Annotated in this window: 12 protein-coding genes and 6 tRNA genes; 2 read left to right on the top strand and 16 right to left on the bottom strand. The window is 44.4% G+C overall.

Going from position 1 to position 13678, the window contains the following annotated elements:
• Positions 1–6: 6 nt before the first annotated feature.
• From rlmH to leuS, 5 genes are all read right to left on the bottom strand, one after another.
• On the bottom strand, positions 7–477 hold the full coding sequence (gene rlmH / locus L4C32_RS15550; RefSeq protein ID WP_428197812.1) for a 23S rRNA (pseudouridine(1915)-N(3))-methyltransferase RlmH: 471 nt from the start codon (positions 475–477) through the stop codon (positions 7–9).
• A 3-nt stretch (positions 478–480) separates the two neighbouring features.
• Positions 481–798 carry a ribosome silencing factor gene (gene rsfS / locus L4C32_RS15555; protein ID WP_489672087.1) on the bottom strand — a complete coding sequence of 106 codons (318 nt, stop codon included), beginning with the start codon at positions 796–798 and terminating at the stop codon, positions 481–483.
• 68 nt (positions 799–866) lie between these two features.
• Positions 867–1910, bottom strand: coding sequence for a DNA polymerase III subunit delta (gene holA / locus L4C32_RS15560; RefSeq protein ID WP_428197813.1), 1044 nt, complete (start codon positions 1908–1910; stop codon positions 867–869).
• Positions 1910–2473, bottom strand: a complete 564-nt coding sequence (locus L4C32_RS15565; RefSeq protein WP_428197814.1) for an LPS-assembly lipoprotein LptE — start codon at positions 2471–2473, stop codon at positions 1910–1912. The genes holA and L4C32_RS15565 overlap by 1 nt, the downstream gene beginning before the upstream one ends.
• Before the next feature lie 21 nt (positions 2474–2494).
• Entirely contained in the window at positions 2495–5071 is a 2577-nt protein-coding gene (gene leuS / locus L4C32_RS15570; RefSeq protein WP_428197815.1) for a leucine--tRNA ligase, read from the bottom strand.
• Between the two features lie 170 nt (positions 5072–5241).
• Between leuS and L4C32_RS15575 the strand changes: the two genes are divergently transcribed.
• Positions 5242–5724: a zinc ribbon-containing protein gene (locus L4C32_RS15575; RefSeq protein ID WP_428197816.1), complete on the top strand. Its 483-nt coding sequence runs from the start codon at positions 5242–5244 to the stop codon at positions 5722–5724.
• A gap of 11 nt (positions 5725–5735) precedes the next feature.
• Here L4C32_RS15575 and lnt read toward each other — a convergent pair whose 3' ends face one another.
• The 5 genes from lnt to miaB all read right to left on the bottom strand — a co-directional run bounded on the left by lnt (position 5736) and on the right by miaB (position 11345).
• Entirely contained in the window at positions 5736–7256 is a 1521-nt protein-coding gene (gene lnt / locus L4C32_RS15580; RefSeq protein ID WP_428197817.1) for an apolipoprotein N-acyltransferase, read from the bottom strand.
• Positions 7257–7260: 4 nt separating this feature from the next.
• A complete protein-coding gene (gene corC, locus L4C32_RS15585) occupies positions 7261–8133 on the bottom strand; it encodes a CNNM family magnesium/cobalt transport protein CorC (RefSeq protein WP_428197818.1) in 873 nt (290 codons plus the stop codon).
• 60 nt (positions 8134–8193) lie between these two features.
• Positions 8194–8658 carry an rRNA maturation RNase YbeY gene (ybeY, locus tag L4C32_RS15590; RefSeq protein WP_428197819.1) on the bottom strand — a complete coding sequence of 155 codons (465 nt, stop codon included), beginning with the start codon at positions 8656–8658 and terminating at the stop codon, positions 8194–8196.
• Complete coding sequence (locus L4C32_RS15595; protein ID WP_428197820.1) at positions 8658–9743, bottom strand: PhoH family protein; 1086 nt, start codon at positions 9741–9743, stop codon at positions 8658–8660. The genes ybeY and L4C32_RS15595 overlap by 1 nt, the downstream gene beginning before the upstream one ends.
• A 177-nt stretch (positions 9744–9920) precedes the next feature.
• Complete coding sequence (miaB, locus tag L4C32_RS15600; protein WP_428197821.1) at positions 9921–11345, bottom strand: tRNA (N6-isopentenyl adenosine(37)-C2)-methylthiotransferase MiaB; 1425 nt, start codon at positions 11343–11345, stop codon at positions 9921–9923.
• Positions 11346–11586: 241 nt separating this feature from the next.
• Between miaB and L4C32_RS15605 the strand changes: the two genes are divergently transcribed.
• Positions 11587–12747: a 2-octaprenyl-3-methyl-6-methoxy-1,4-benzoquinol hydroxylase gene (locus tag L4C32_RS15605; RefSeq protein WP_428197822.1), complete on the top strand. Its 1161-nt coding sequence runs from the start codon at positions 11587–11589 to the stop codon at positions 12745–12747.
• Positions 12748–12806: 59 nt separating this feature from the next.
• Here the strand turns inward: L4C32_RS15605 and L4C32_RS15610 are convergent.
• The 6 genes from L4C32_RS15610 to L4C32_RS15635 all read right to left on the bottom strand — a co-directional run bounded on the left by L4C32_RS15610 (position 12807) and on the right by L4C32_RS15635 (position 13625).
• Positions 12807–12891, bottom strand: a tRNA-Leu gene (locus tag L4C32_RS15610).
• Between the two features lie 108 nt (positions 12892–12999).
• Positions 13000–13074 (bottom strand) — tRNA-Gln (locus L4C32_RS15615).
• 8 nt (positions 13075–13082) lie between these two features.
• Positions 13083–13167 (bottom strand) — tRNA-Leu (locus L4C32_RS15620).
• Positions 13168–13274: 107 nt separating this feature from the next.
• Positions 13275–13349 (bottom strand) — tRNA-Gln (locus tag L4C32_RS15625).
• A gap of 8 nt (positions 13350–13357) precedes the next feature.
• A tRNA-Leu gene (locus tag L4C32_RS15630) sits at positions 13358–13442 on the bottom strand.
• Positions 13443–13550: 108 nt separating this feature from the next.
• Positions 13551–13625 (bottom strand) — tRNA-Gln (locus L4C32_RS15635).
• Between the last annotated feature and the right edge of the window lie 53 nt (positions 13626–13678).

A 13678-nucleotide genomic window follows, 5' to 3' on the forward strand; every position in this document is an offset into this window, starting at 1 on the left:
CTATCTCTATTCTCGATGATAAGGGTGGTTAGCGGTAACACTCCAAGCTCGGTATAAGCTTTCAGCCATAACGACACGAACCATAGGGTGGGGGAGAGTCAGCGGCGACAGTGACCAGCTTTGATCTGCAATGGCTTTACAGGTGGGAGCAAGTCCTTCAGGGCCGCCGATTAAAATGGAGACATCTCTACCATCGAGCTTCCAGCTATCTAACTGTTGCGCCAGTTGGGCGGTATCCCAGCGCTTTCCTGGAATATCCAAGGTGATAATTCGATTACCCTTGGGAACTGCAGCCAACATCAACTCTCCCTCTTTGTGAAGGATCCGAGCTATATCGGCATTTTTACCCCGTTTACCTGCGGGGATTTCAACCAGCTCTAGTGGCATATCTTTGGGGAATCGGCGGCTATACTCTTTATAGCCCTCCTCAACCCACTTCGGCATTTTATTACCGACAGCTATCAGTTGTAATTTCACTGACTAGCTCCACAATTTCTCTAGTTGATAGAGATCACGGTGCTCTTCTTGCATGACATGAACCATGACGTCACCCATGTCGAGGACTACCCATTCACCCTCTTTTTCACCATCCATGCCGTAAGGTGCGATGCCTGTTTTCTTTGCTTCCATAGCGACATTGTTAGCAATAGAGGCCACATGTCGTCTTGACGTCCCTGTACAGATAATTAGGAAGTCTGTTAACGGAGACTTTCCTCTAACATCGAGTGATACGATGTTTTCTGCTTTCATGTCGTCAACTTTGTCCATGATGAAGCTATGTAGGTCTTGATGTTGCAAAGTGGTCACCTTTAAGGTTGTTACAGTAAAAATTCTTAAGATCGGAAGTATATCACGGCTGCAGATTACTACACTAAATGTGATGCAGTCGATGTTAATGTGATTGGTTGGATACTGCACATATCGATGCAAAGTTGGCCAAGGAGAGGCCAAGTATCGTTGCCAAATTCACTTTTTGCTTTTATTTCAATTTGAGTGAGCAGTAAAACAAGCTGTTGTAATCGTTTTGACGACAACCTTTGTAGTGCTGCTTGATAAAATGTCCGCTTATTTTGCCATATTCGGTATTTATCAAACGCTTGTTGCATCGAGAGTCCAAGTGAGTGTTCCTCGTGCAATTTTAGCAATTGAAACAACTCTTTTTGGATGGTCCGTAATAGAATGATTAACTCTATCCCCTCCGCTTCTAGCTGCCTTAATATTCTCTGTGCTCGTTTCGCTTTGCCGGCTAAGAGTGCATCGGTTAACTGGAAAGGGGTAAAGTGATTGTTTCGGTTTAATGCTTCTTCAATTCTCAGTAGAGTTAGCTTGCCATCCGGATAGAGCAATGCCAGTTTTTCTAAACTCTGAGCCAGAGCGAGTAGGTTTCCTTCATGCCACTGAGCCAGGATTTGCACCGCTTCTGGATCGGGCATCAAGTTCAGCTTACTGCAGCGTTGTTGAATGAAGCGAGGGAGATGTTGGTTATCTGGCGTATTGCACGGGACAAAAAGACCCTGTTTACTGCTCTGTTTAAACCATTGTGTATTCTCTTGTGCCTTAGTAATTCTAGGGCCAATGATGATCAAAATGATGTCACTGTGCAGCAGTGGAATGAGAGCCTTTAACTGATTAGCATTGGTGGTGGAGAGCCCTGAATCAGGGACTTCCAACTCAATGATTTGACGTGATGAGAAGAGGCTCAGTGCTTGGCAACAATCAAAGATCAGGTTCCAATCAACCTGTTTGTCTAAGGTGAAAGCGTGTTTCTCTTCAAACCCTTGTTGATATGCACTCTTTCTGATTTGGTCTTGAGCCTCGAGTTTTAATAGAGGCTCATTGCCAAAAAGCAAGTAAGATTGATGCAGTTGCTGAGTTAACTTTTGTGGTAACTGCTCAGGAAAGGTGCGCATTACTTGGCGGGAGCCTCTTCAAGAGCTGGAGATTCTCCCTCAGTCACCTCTTCATCGGTCAGGTCGGTTGCTTTTAAACGCGCCATTTGACGTAAGATCTGTCGCGATGCTTGCTCGCGCATCTCATCTTCAATCATATCGCGCTCAACCGATTTCGCTAAGGCTGTTTTCGGATTATCTAAGTAGCTTCGAGTGACCGTGGTAGTAAACTCTCGGCTACCTTTTTGTGGAACCACCACTCGATATCTTGCATTGTAGGTCAGCTCTTTTTCTGCTGCTCGACTGTTTTGATACAGAGAGAGCGTGCGTTCACCCACACTTTCACTGATTAAGTGAAGGTTGGGTATTACATCAGAAGGTCTGACTTCAAGCATACCGTTCATTCGTAGCTGTTTTTGTACTTCACGAGTTAATCGACTGTATTGGTCAAAACTGGTCAATGATATCTCATTGATATCATCAGGCAGCAAGTAGCTGCCACGCATATGAAATCCGCATGAAGCGGTCGTCATGACGACGACCGCGACAAGCAGGGTACGGAGTGCTGTTTTTAAAGAAAACATGCTATTCACCGATCCTTTCTCTTAGTTGGCTACGATGTTAAGCAGTTTGCCTGGTACATAGATGACTTTACGAATGGCTAAACCATCAGTAAATTTGGTCACGTGCTCATCATTTAGGGCCAGCGCTTCAATTTCCTCTTTAGAAATGTCTGCAGCTACGGTTAACTTCGCACGAAGTTTTCCGTTGACTTGAACAATGATCAGTTTTTCATCTTCAACTAACGCTTTCTCATCAGCGACGGGCCAAACGGCGCTGTCTACATCTGATTCACCTAATGCTTCCCACATTTCAAAACAAGCGTGTGGTGTCATTGGGTAAAGCATCGGAATAATGGCTTTTAGGGCTTCATCTAACAGCGCACGATCTTGAACTGACTCTTGTGGCGCTTTGGTCAGTTTATTCATCAACTCCATGATGGCAGCAATTGCGGTGTTAAATGTTTGACGGCGACCAATATCATCGCTCACTTTAGCAATAGTCTTGTGAACATCACGACGAAGTGATTTCTGACCAGCATTAAGTGACGTGGTATCAAGCGCTTCAGTTGCACCTTTTGAAGTATGAGTTTGAACCAATTTCCATACGCGTTTAAGGAAGCGGTTAGCGCCTTCTACACCAGATTCTTGCCACTCTAATGTCATATCTGCAGGGGCAGCAAACATCATAAATAGGCGAACGGTATCAGCGCCATATTTGTCGACCATCTCTTGTGGGTCAATGCCGTTATTTTTCGACTTAGACATTTTGATCATGCCAGTGTGGGTTACAGCATTGCCCTCATTGTCAATGGCAGAAGCGATACGACCTTTTTCGTCACGCTCAATGGTGACATCAACGGGAGATACCCATACTTTGGTGCCTTTGGCATTTTCGTAATAGAAAGCGTCAGACAGAACCATGCCTTGGCACAGTAGTTTTTTGAAAGGTTCATCGCTCTCAACCATATCTTCATCACGAAGCAGTTTATGGAAGAATCGAGCATACAGAAGGTGCATACATGCGTGTTCAATACCACCAATATACTGGTCAACAGGCAACCAATGGTTAGCGGCCTCTTTGTTTAACATCTCATCGGCTTGAGGAGAGCAGTAACGAGCGTAATACCAAGATGACTCCATAAAGGTATCAAAAGTGTCTGTTTCTAGTAGTGCTGGCTGGCCGTTGAAAGTGGTTTTTGCCCACTCTGCATCTGCTTTAATTGGACTTGTCACGCCATCCATTACCACATCTTCTGGAAGAAGAACGGGCAGTTGATCAGCCGGTACTGTGTGCAGTTCACCATCTTCAGTGGTTAACATTGGAATCGGTGCACCCCAGTAACGTTGACGAGAAACGCCCCAATCACGTAAGCGGAAGTTAACCGTTTTTTTGCCTTTACCTTGAGCTTCAAGCGTCGACGCAATGGCATCAAATGCCGCTTGGAATTCTAATCCGTCAAACTCACCGGAATCAAATAGTACGCCTTTTTCGGTATAGGCTTCTTCAGAGACATCCACATCACTACCGTCTGTAGGCTTGATGACCGGAACAATGTCTAAACCATATTTATTAGCGAATTCAAAATCACGTTGATCGTGTGCAGGAACTGCCATTACAGCGCCTGTTCCGTAATCCATCAATACAAAGTTAGCCACAAAGATAGGAACTTGGCGACCATTTAGTGGATGGATTGCGTAAAGACCTGTTGCCATGCCTTTTTTCTCCATTGTTGCTAATTCAGCTTCAGCAACATTGGTGTTTTTGCATTCGTGGTTAAAAGCAGCAAGTTCAGCATTATCCTCAGCTGCTAATGTCGCAAGAGGGTGACCAGCTGCGATAGCAACATAAGTTACGCCCATTAGGGTATCTGGGCGTGTTGTGTAGACTTCAAGTGGAGAGTCTTGACCTTCCACATCAAAAGAGAGTTCAACCCCTTCTGAGCGACCAATCCAGTTGCGCTGCATGGTTTTTACTTGCTCAGGCCAACCGTCTAAGTTGTCGATATCACGAAGCAGTTCATCAGCATACTGAGTAATGCGAATGTACCACTGAGGGATCTCTTTTTGTTCTACTGGCGTGTCACAACGCCAACAGCAACCATCTTCAACTTGTTCATTTGCTAGTACGGTTTGATCGTTAGGGCACCAGTTGACAGAAGAGGTACGCTTATAAACTAAACCTTTGTTGTATAATTTAGTAAAGAACTCTTGTTCCCAACGATAATATTCAGGCGTACAGGTAGCGATTTCACGCTCCCAATCAAATGCAAAACCCAGTAATTTAAGCTGGTTTTTCATGTATTCGATATTTTCGTAAGTCCAAGGTGCAGGAGCCGTTTTGTTTTTGACGGCCGCATTTTCAGCGGGCAGGCCAAACGCATCCCAACCAATAGGCTGCATGACGTTTTTGCCTTGTAAACGCTGATAACGTGAAACAACATCACCGATGGTATAGTTACGAACATGACCCATGTGGAGTCGGCCACTAGGGTAAGGGAACATAGAGAGACAGTAGAACTTCTCTTTGTTAGGATCTTCGCTAACAATAAAAGTCTTATTGTCATCCCAATGTTTCTGAACTTTTTGTTCTATATCCTGTGGATTATATTGCTCTTGCATCGATGATATCCGGTAATGTAATAAATCGAGATTTGTGAGATTTGTGAGATCGGTTAGATCAGACAAGATTATATCCACATAGAATAACTAAAGGGACGATTCTCAACAATAGCGAGAAGGATTTAATTCATATTGAGAGTCGAATAGTGACAAAAAAAGGGGAACTGAGTATGTCAGAGCATAAAAAAAGCTACGAAGCGCTGTTTGAGCAGATGAAAAGTGCGATTGAAAAAAGTCCCGAAGAGCTTAATAAGTGGATTTCAACCTCAGAAAAATATGCTGAAGCTGCTAGCGATATGACAAAAGATGAGATGGCATTGATTGCCAGTTATCTAAAACGTGACCTGAAAGAGTTTGCGCGGGAGTATGAAGAGAGTAAAAAAAGCTTCCCTTCATCGCCATTTTACCAATTAACGGCGAACTCTATCTGGCAGGGCTTGCTGGAGATCACTGATAAAACCCGCATAGAGATGTTTGAGATGTTTGATGATCTTGAACATCAAGGTGTTTACCGACGTGGTGAGATGATCGGTTTAGGTGTGCTTGTGTGCGAAAAGTGCGGCCACAAAGAGGAGTATAATCATGCGAGCACCATTCAAGTCTGCGCTCAGTGTGGTGGTGAAGCATTCAATCGATTACCCCTTAAACCTTAGGCCGGCTGTCTCTATGCGGTTATTTTATACACTCTTTGTCGCCAGAAAGCGAGGCTTAACCCGGTGATAGTCAATAGGTAGAGTGGCCAACTTCCCCATAATCGGTAAGGGGTTGTGCCCTCTGTCGGTACGACGGTAGCACGTAGTACAGCGGTTTTGAATTGAGGCAGTTGTTCGATAATGTCTCCTCGATAATCGGTCACTGCAGTAACCCCATTATTGGTGGATCGTATCAGCGGTTTACCCAGCTCAAGTGCGCGCATTCTGGCCATTTCCATGTGCTGAAGTGGTCCTATTGAATCCCCAAACCATGCATCATTTGATAGTGTGAGAATATAGTCAGACTCATCGGTAGTGTTCTGCCTAACCTGTTCGCCGTAGACAATTTCATAACAGAGAGCGGCCACTAATTGAGCCCCATTCGCATCCACATTAGGCTGGATGTAGTCGCCTCGTTTAAAAGAGGACATCGGCAGATTAAACAGCGGAGCAATCGGTCTTAAAATGCTCTCAAAAGGAACAAATTCACCAAAAGGGAGCAGGTGGTGCTTGGAGTAACGGCTTTTAGTTTGGTAATTGTATTCACCGTCAGAGTTAACACCCAAGCTAATGATGTTATTGAAAAACTGTCCACTGGCACTTTGACCGACAATACCAGTAATGATTGATGCGTTATTTAAACGTGCAGCACTGTCTGCATTGTGTAGAAATTGGGTTATGCCCCCTTCAACCGCTGGAATGGCAGCTTCTGGCCAGATAATAATATCCGCATCCCAACTTTTACGCGTTAAATCCATATACTTCATGATATTAGGCCAGCGGTACCGTGGGATCCACTTGGTAGCTTGGTCGATGTTGCCTTGAATTAAAGCAACCTCTTTGGCTCTTTCAGGTACGGGGGTTACCCAATTAGCCCACTGCAGAGAGAGGCTGACGAGCATCACTAGTAGTGGGGCGAGCAGCCATTTTAACTGCTTTTGTAATAGCGCATATACCAGAGTGCCACTGATCAGTACTGAAAGCAGTGTCATTGCTTCCACACCAAAAACCGGAGCTAAGGAGGCTAAGGGGCCATCTATCTGGCTGTAACCGAGCCATAACCAAGGGAAGCCAGTAAATAACCAACCACGTAGCCAATCTATCGTGACCCATAACAGCGGTGCAGCAATAATAAATTTGTGGGCACTTCTCTGCGGGAAAAACTTATTGAGCGTGAGAGCAAATAGAGCAGGGAACAAGGATAGATAACTGACCAACAAGATCATTAACAACAAGCTCGCCGCTTTTGGTATACCGCCAAAGGTATCTATACTGATATGAACCCAGCTAATTCCTGTACTAAATTGGCCAAATCCCCATGCAAAACCGAGAATAACCGCACGCTTTAGGGGCTGGTTTTGCAATAAATAGAATAAAACTGCAGGGGTGAAAAATGCGAGAGGCCAAATCCCATAAGGGGCAAAGGCCAAAGTGGTGAGAGCACCAGCAAAAACGGCCATAAGAGGCCGTTTGAAATTATTCATTGTGATCATTGGTTTACGTCGGTTCAATAACGGTCGGAGTGTTTTCTGGTACCGTGACCTGAAGTTGAACAATACGACGGTTATCTGCTGAAGTTACTTTAAAATTGAAGCCACTTAATTCAATGGTTTCACCGCTGTCAGGAAGGTGGCCAAAACTGGTTAATACCATGCCGCCAACCGTGTCAATTTCATCATCACTGAAGTTAGTAGAGAAGGCTTCATTAAAGCTCTCAATTGTGGTCAGGGCTTTAATAGAGAAGGTATGTTTACTTAATTTTCTGATCTCTTGTTCGTCATCATCGTCGAACTCATCTTCAATTTCGCCAACAATCTCTTCGAGAATATCTTCGATAGTGATTAAGCCTGAAACGCCACCAAATTCATCAACAACGATCGCCATGTGATAGCGCTCTTGACGAAACTCTTTAAGCAGTTTGTCGACGCGCTTACTTTCAGGGACCACAACCGCTGGACGTAGTACTTTCTCAATGTCAAAAGGTTCGCAGTCGGAGCCGAGGTAACGGATGAGATCTTTGGCCAGTAGAATGCCTTCTACATGGTCTTTATCTTCACTGATAACAGGGTAGCGCGAGTGAGAGGCATCAATGATGGTGGTGATTAAAGTGTCAAAATCTTCAGTTCTTTCCACCGTGACCATCTGCGAACGCGGTAACATGATGTCACGAACTCGCATCTCTGATATTTCAATCACTCCTTCGAGCATATCTCGAGTATCGTGATCTATCAGGTCGTTCTCTTCTGAATCTCTAAATACATCAACAAGCTCTTGACGATCTTTAGGTTCTGATTGAAACAGTTGTGCAACACGTCCTAATAAGGACTTCCGACTCGGACCATCAGAATTTTGTGAGTTTTCTTCGTTCATTTTTTCTCTGTATCAGTGGGTAAACATAATGAAAAGTGGCGTATTAAATAAGCGTGTAGCTTACTCTTTTTCAGACAAGTATGGGTCTGGAAAATTCATTTTTATCATGATCTCCGTCTCCAAACTTTCCATCTCTTCAGCTTCTTCATCTTCTATATGATCATAACCTAGCAGATGAAGTGAGCCATGTACAACCATATGAGCCCAATGTGCTGCTAAGCTTTTGTTTTGTTGCTCTGCTTCTTGTTCAACCACTTGGCGACAGATGATGAGATCGCCTAACAGATCGATCTCAATACCTGGTGGCACATCAAAAGGGAAAGACAACACATTGGTTGGTTTTTCCTTGCCACGATAATCAAAATTGAGCTGCTGACTCTCTGTCTCATCCACAATTCGAATTGTCACCTCTGCTTGTGGTTGAAACAGGGAGACAGTCGTGCTTAACCATAACTGAAAGTCACTCTCTGTTGGTAGCCCTTCACTGTTTTGGCTAGCAATTTGTAGATCTAATTCAATGCTCATTACAGCTCTCTATTTTGTTGGGCAATCGTCGCGTTGAGTGCTTTGTTTTCTTGCTCTTCACGGCGTTTCGTCTCAATAGCTTTTTTATCGATTTGATCTTGTCTTTCCCACTTCTCGTAAGCATTTACAATACGAGCAACCACAGGGTGGCGTACTACGTCATCGGCAAGGAAGAAGTTAAAGCTGATTTCATCCACTTCAGACAGCACTTCAACGGCGTGTCGAAGACCTGACTTGGTATGCCGTGGTAGATCTATTTGAGTTACATCACCTGTGATGATGGCGCGGGAGTTGAATCCGATTCGAGTTAAAAACATCTTCATCTGTTCGACTGTGGTGTTTTGGCTCTCATCAAGGATGATAAAGGCATCGTTGAGGGTTCTACCTCGCATATACGCCAGCGGAGCAACTTCAATAACATTACGTTCGATAAGCTTTTCAACGCGCTCAAAACCAAGCATTTCAAACAAAGCATCGTATAAAGGGCGTAAGTAAGGGTCGACCTTTTGACTTAAATCTCCAGGTAAGAACCCCAGTTTCTCACCGGCTTCAACTGCTGGACGAGTAAGTAGAATACGACGAACCTCTTGACGCTCTAGAGCATCGACAGCTGCAGCCACGGCAAGGTAAGTTTTCCCCGTACCAGCTGGACCAATACCAAAGCTAATGTCATGGGTGACCATATTAGCAAGATATTGAGCTTGATTAGGGGTCCTTGGTTTGATCACCCCTTTTTTGGTTTTGATGGTGATCTCTTTGGCGTAAGTAAAGTTATTTTGGTCGTTACTTTGCTCTAAAATACCGGACTCTTTAATGGCTAAGTGAATCGCATCTGGTTCGATATCAGGATGTTGCCCACGTACAGGAGCCGTTTCGACGTATAAGGTTTTTAGAATGTCACAAGCTGCAGAAACGGTGTGGGGCTTACCTACCACACTGAACTTGTTATCACGGTGATTGATTTCGACCCCTAAACGCCTCTCTAACTGCTTAATATTGTCATCAAATGGACCGCATAAGCTTGATAATCGACGGTTGTCTGAAGGTTCTAGGGTAAGTTCTAAAGTGGTGATTTTTATATCCAAGAGTGCCTCTCAAAGTGACTTCTTACAAATAGCAGGAATCATATCACTCAATGTTAGATGATAAAATTGAGTTGAAAAGTTGGTTGTTAATCTATCAGTAAATAGAAATATACTTTTATAACAACCAACTATGAGGTAAATCAAGCGCTTTTTAGCGAGAGAGGATAAGAGATGATGTTATGGCGTAAAAGAGGCGACACCTAGATCATCTTCTTTACGAGTTTTATTCATCACTTCTGTAGGCGAAACCGCAATACGCAGATTCATATCTGCTTCAGTGCGTATCAGCTCTCCACGCAAAGAGTTTGGCAGCGCTTCGGTAATTTTAACGTCAACAAACTGTCCTATAAGGTCTGCATTACCTTCAAAATTAACGGTACGGCTATTTTCTGTTTTACCGCGTAATTCCATTAAGCTCTTACGAGATGGACCTTCAACTAAAATGCGTTGTTCTGTCCCTAACATCTGACGTGAGTACCGCATCGCTTGTGAGTTGATCACTTGCTGCAACTCGTAAAGACGCTCTTTTTTGGTCTCTTCACTTAAGTCGCATGGGTAATCTGCCGCTGGCGTGCCTGGGCGAGGCGAGAAAATAAAGCTGTAACTCATGTCGAAATCAACATCTTTAATCAGTTTCATGGTGGCGGCAAAGTCTTGCTCTGTTTCACCAGGGAAAGCAACGATAAAATCTGAACTGATTTGAATGCCAGGACGCGCTTTACGTAGCTTACGAATAATGGATTTGTATTCGATAGCGGTATGCGGGCGCTTCATCATGGTTAAAATTCGGTCAGAACCACTTTGAACGGGTAGGTGTAAGAAGGTCACTAATTCAGGCGTATCTTCATATACGGCAACAATGTCATCCGTAAACTCGATAGGGTGACTGGTAGTAAAACGAATGCGGTCAATACCATCAATGCTGGCAACTAGACGAAGCAGTTCAGCAAAGGTACAGTCGTCACCGTCATGAGTATCGCCACGGTAAGCGTTCACATTTTGGCCAAGTAAATTTACTTCTCGAACGCCTTGATCCGCCAATTGAGCGATTTCAAAGAGCACGTCATCAAGTGGACGGCTAACCTCTTCACCACGGGTATAAGGCACCACGCAGTAAGTACAATATTTTGAGCAACCTTCCATAATCGAAACAAAGGCAGAAGGACCATCCGCTTTTGGTTCTGGTAAGTTGTCAAATTTCTCTATCTCAGGAAAAGAGATGTCCATAACGGGGGCATCTTTACTTTGAGATTGACGGATCATTTCAGGCAGACGATGAAGAGTCTGAGGACCAAAAATAACATCGACATAAGGAGCACGATGACGAATGTGTTTACCCTCTTGAGTCGCAACACAACCGCCTACACCAATAATAAGATCCGGTTTGGCATCTTTTAAGGTTTTCCAACGACCCAGCTGGTGAAACACTTTCTCTTGAGCTTTTTCACGAATAGAGCAAGTGTTAAGTAGCAGAACATCAGCTTCGGTTGGTTCTTCGGTTAGCTCGTAGCCATTTGCGGCGCCAAGCAGATCAGCCATTTTTGATGAATCGTATTCGTTCATCTGGCAGCCCCAGGTTTTGATCAGCAGTTTCTTAGCCATTTAACATTCGCTCGTAAATAAAGTTATCACAGTGGTACGTATCTCTAGCAGCAATTTGTGCGACTAAAAATAATAGGTCGCGTATTGTACTGCTTTCGAGGCGGTGTGACTAGGTATAGATATAACAAATCCTCATTGTTAAAAGAGCGCTTATAGCCAATTTTTCTGTTTAGCGTTTCGTATTCATGCACAAGCAGAGTAAAATGAGTGGCATAAGTCATGATTTTGATTGAGTGTGGTTATGGAAGAGTTTGATATTGTTGTTGTTGGTGCGGGTATGGTCGGCGCAGCGGCTGCAATCGGATTTGCTAAACAGGGAAAAACGGTTGCGCTGATAGAGGGGCGTGCACCGGATCCTTTTACTCAACAGCAAGCGATGGACTTGCGAGTTTCGGCGATTTCTCAAGCGTCAGTGGACCTGATTGAAGAGTTAGGTGCTTGGTCTGATATTACTAAGATGAGAGTCACACCCTATCGCCGTTTAGAGACTTGGGAACACCCTGAGTGTCGAACGTGTTTCGATAGTGATACTTTGAACATGCAGCAGTTAGGGTTCATCGTTGAGAACAGAGTCTTGCAGCTTGGTTTATGGCAGCAATTAGCGCATTACCCTAATGTGACACTGCACTGCCCTGCAACACTCCAACAGCTTCATTTTAGACCGACGCATAACATCGTAGAGCTCAGTGATGGAACGCGTTTATTGGCTAAATGGGTTGTCGGGGCAGATGGTGCGAACTCACAAGTTCGTCAACAAGCGGGTATTGGTATCACGGCTTGGGATTATCGTCAGCACTGCATGTTGATTAATATTGAGACGGAAGATGCGCAGCAAGATATTACTTGGCAGTGGTTTACCCCATCTGGGCCTCGATCTTTTCTGCCTTTATCCGGACATAAAGGATCACTGGTGTGGTATGACCGCCCTGAGAGAATTCGTCAGCTGAGTGCAATGACCAAAGAGCAACTTCAAAGCGAGATAACTGCCCACTTCCCGAAAGAGCTCGGCACGTTTTCTGTTGAGCAATCTGGCAGTTTTCCTCTTACGCGTCGGCATGCGCAACGCTATTACGCTAATCGATGTGTTCTGCTTGGTGACGCTGCGCATACGATTAATCCATTAGCAGGACAGGGAGTTAATCTTGGCTTTAAAGACGTGACAACACTGTTAGCAGAAGTCGATAAGCTCAAAACGGAGTGGGACAGTGTACAGGCGCTTCGTTACTATCAGTTGAAACGCAAACCGGATAATTTATTGATGCAGACGGGCATGGACTTTTTCTATACGGCGTTCAGTAATGACATTGGTCCTATCAAGTTAGCCAGAAACATTGGATTAAAACTGGCGCAAGAGTCTGGTCCATTAAAGAATACCATTCTTAAATATGCACTAGGCTTATAAACCGTTCATAAGTGACAAACAATAAAAAAGCCATCTCAATGAGATGGCTTTTTAAATGATGGTGCGGAAGGAGAGACTTGAACTCTCACACCTTGCGGCGCCAGAACCTAAATCTGGTGCGTCTACCAATTCCGCCACTCCCGCACAAATTGTTATTTTAACTTCCTCAATAGTAGAAGGTAGCCTACTAGTGGGTCTTACGATCTTGAAGTTAAAACAGGCAGTCCGTTTTTCAACGTACTACTCGTAATATGGCAGGGTTACCTGGATTCGAACCAGGGGATGACGAGATCAAAACCCGTTGCCTTACCGCTTGGCGATAACCCTACAAATAATGGTGCGGAAAGAGAGACTTGAACTCTCACACCTTGCGGCGCCAGAACCTAAATCTGGTGCGTCTACCAATTCCGCCATTCCCGCACAAATTTTTATCTTAACTTCCACACTAATAAAAGGTCGYTTATCAATGGGTCGATGATCTTGAAGTTAAAACAGGCAGYCCGTTTTTCAACGTGCTACTCGTGATGTGGCAGGGTTACCTGGATTCGAACCAGGGGATGACGAGATCAAAACCCGTTGCCTTACCGCTTGGCGATAACCCTACAAATAATGGTGCGGAAGGAGAGACTTGAACTCTCACACCTTGCGGCGCCAGAACCTAAATCTGGTGCGTCTACCAATTCCGCCACTCCCGCACAAATTGTTATTTTAACTTCCTCAGTAGTAGAAGGTAGCCTACTAGTGGGTCTTACGATCTTGAAGTTAAAACAGGCAGTCCGTTTTTCAACGTACTACTCGTAATATGGCAGGGTTACCTGGATTCGAACCAGGGGATGACGAGATCAAAACCCGTTGCCTTACCGCTTGGCGATAACCCTACAAATAATGGTGCGGAAGGAGAGACTTGAACTCTCACACCTTGCGGCGCCAG

It is taken from the genome of Aliivibrio kagoshimensis (assembly GCF_050337105.1).
Taxonomy (GTDB): Bacteria; Pseudomonadota; Gammaproteobacteria; order Enterobacterales; family Vibrionaceae; genus Aliivibrio_A; species Aliivibrio_A kagoshimensis.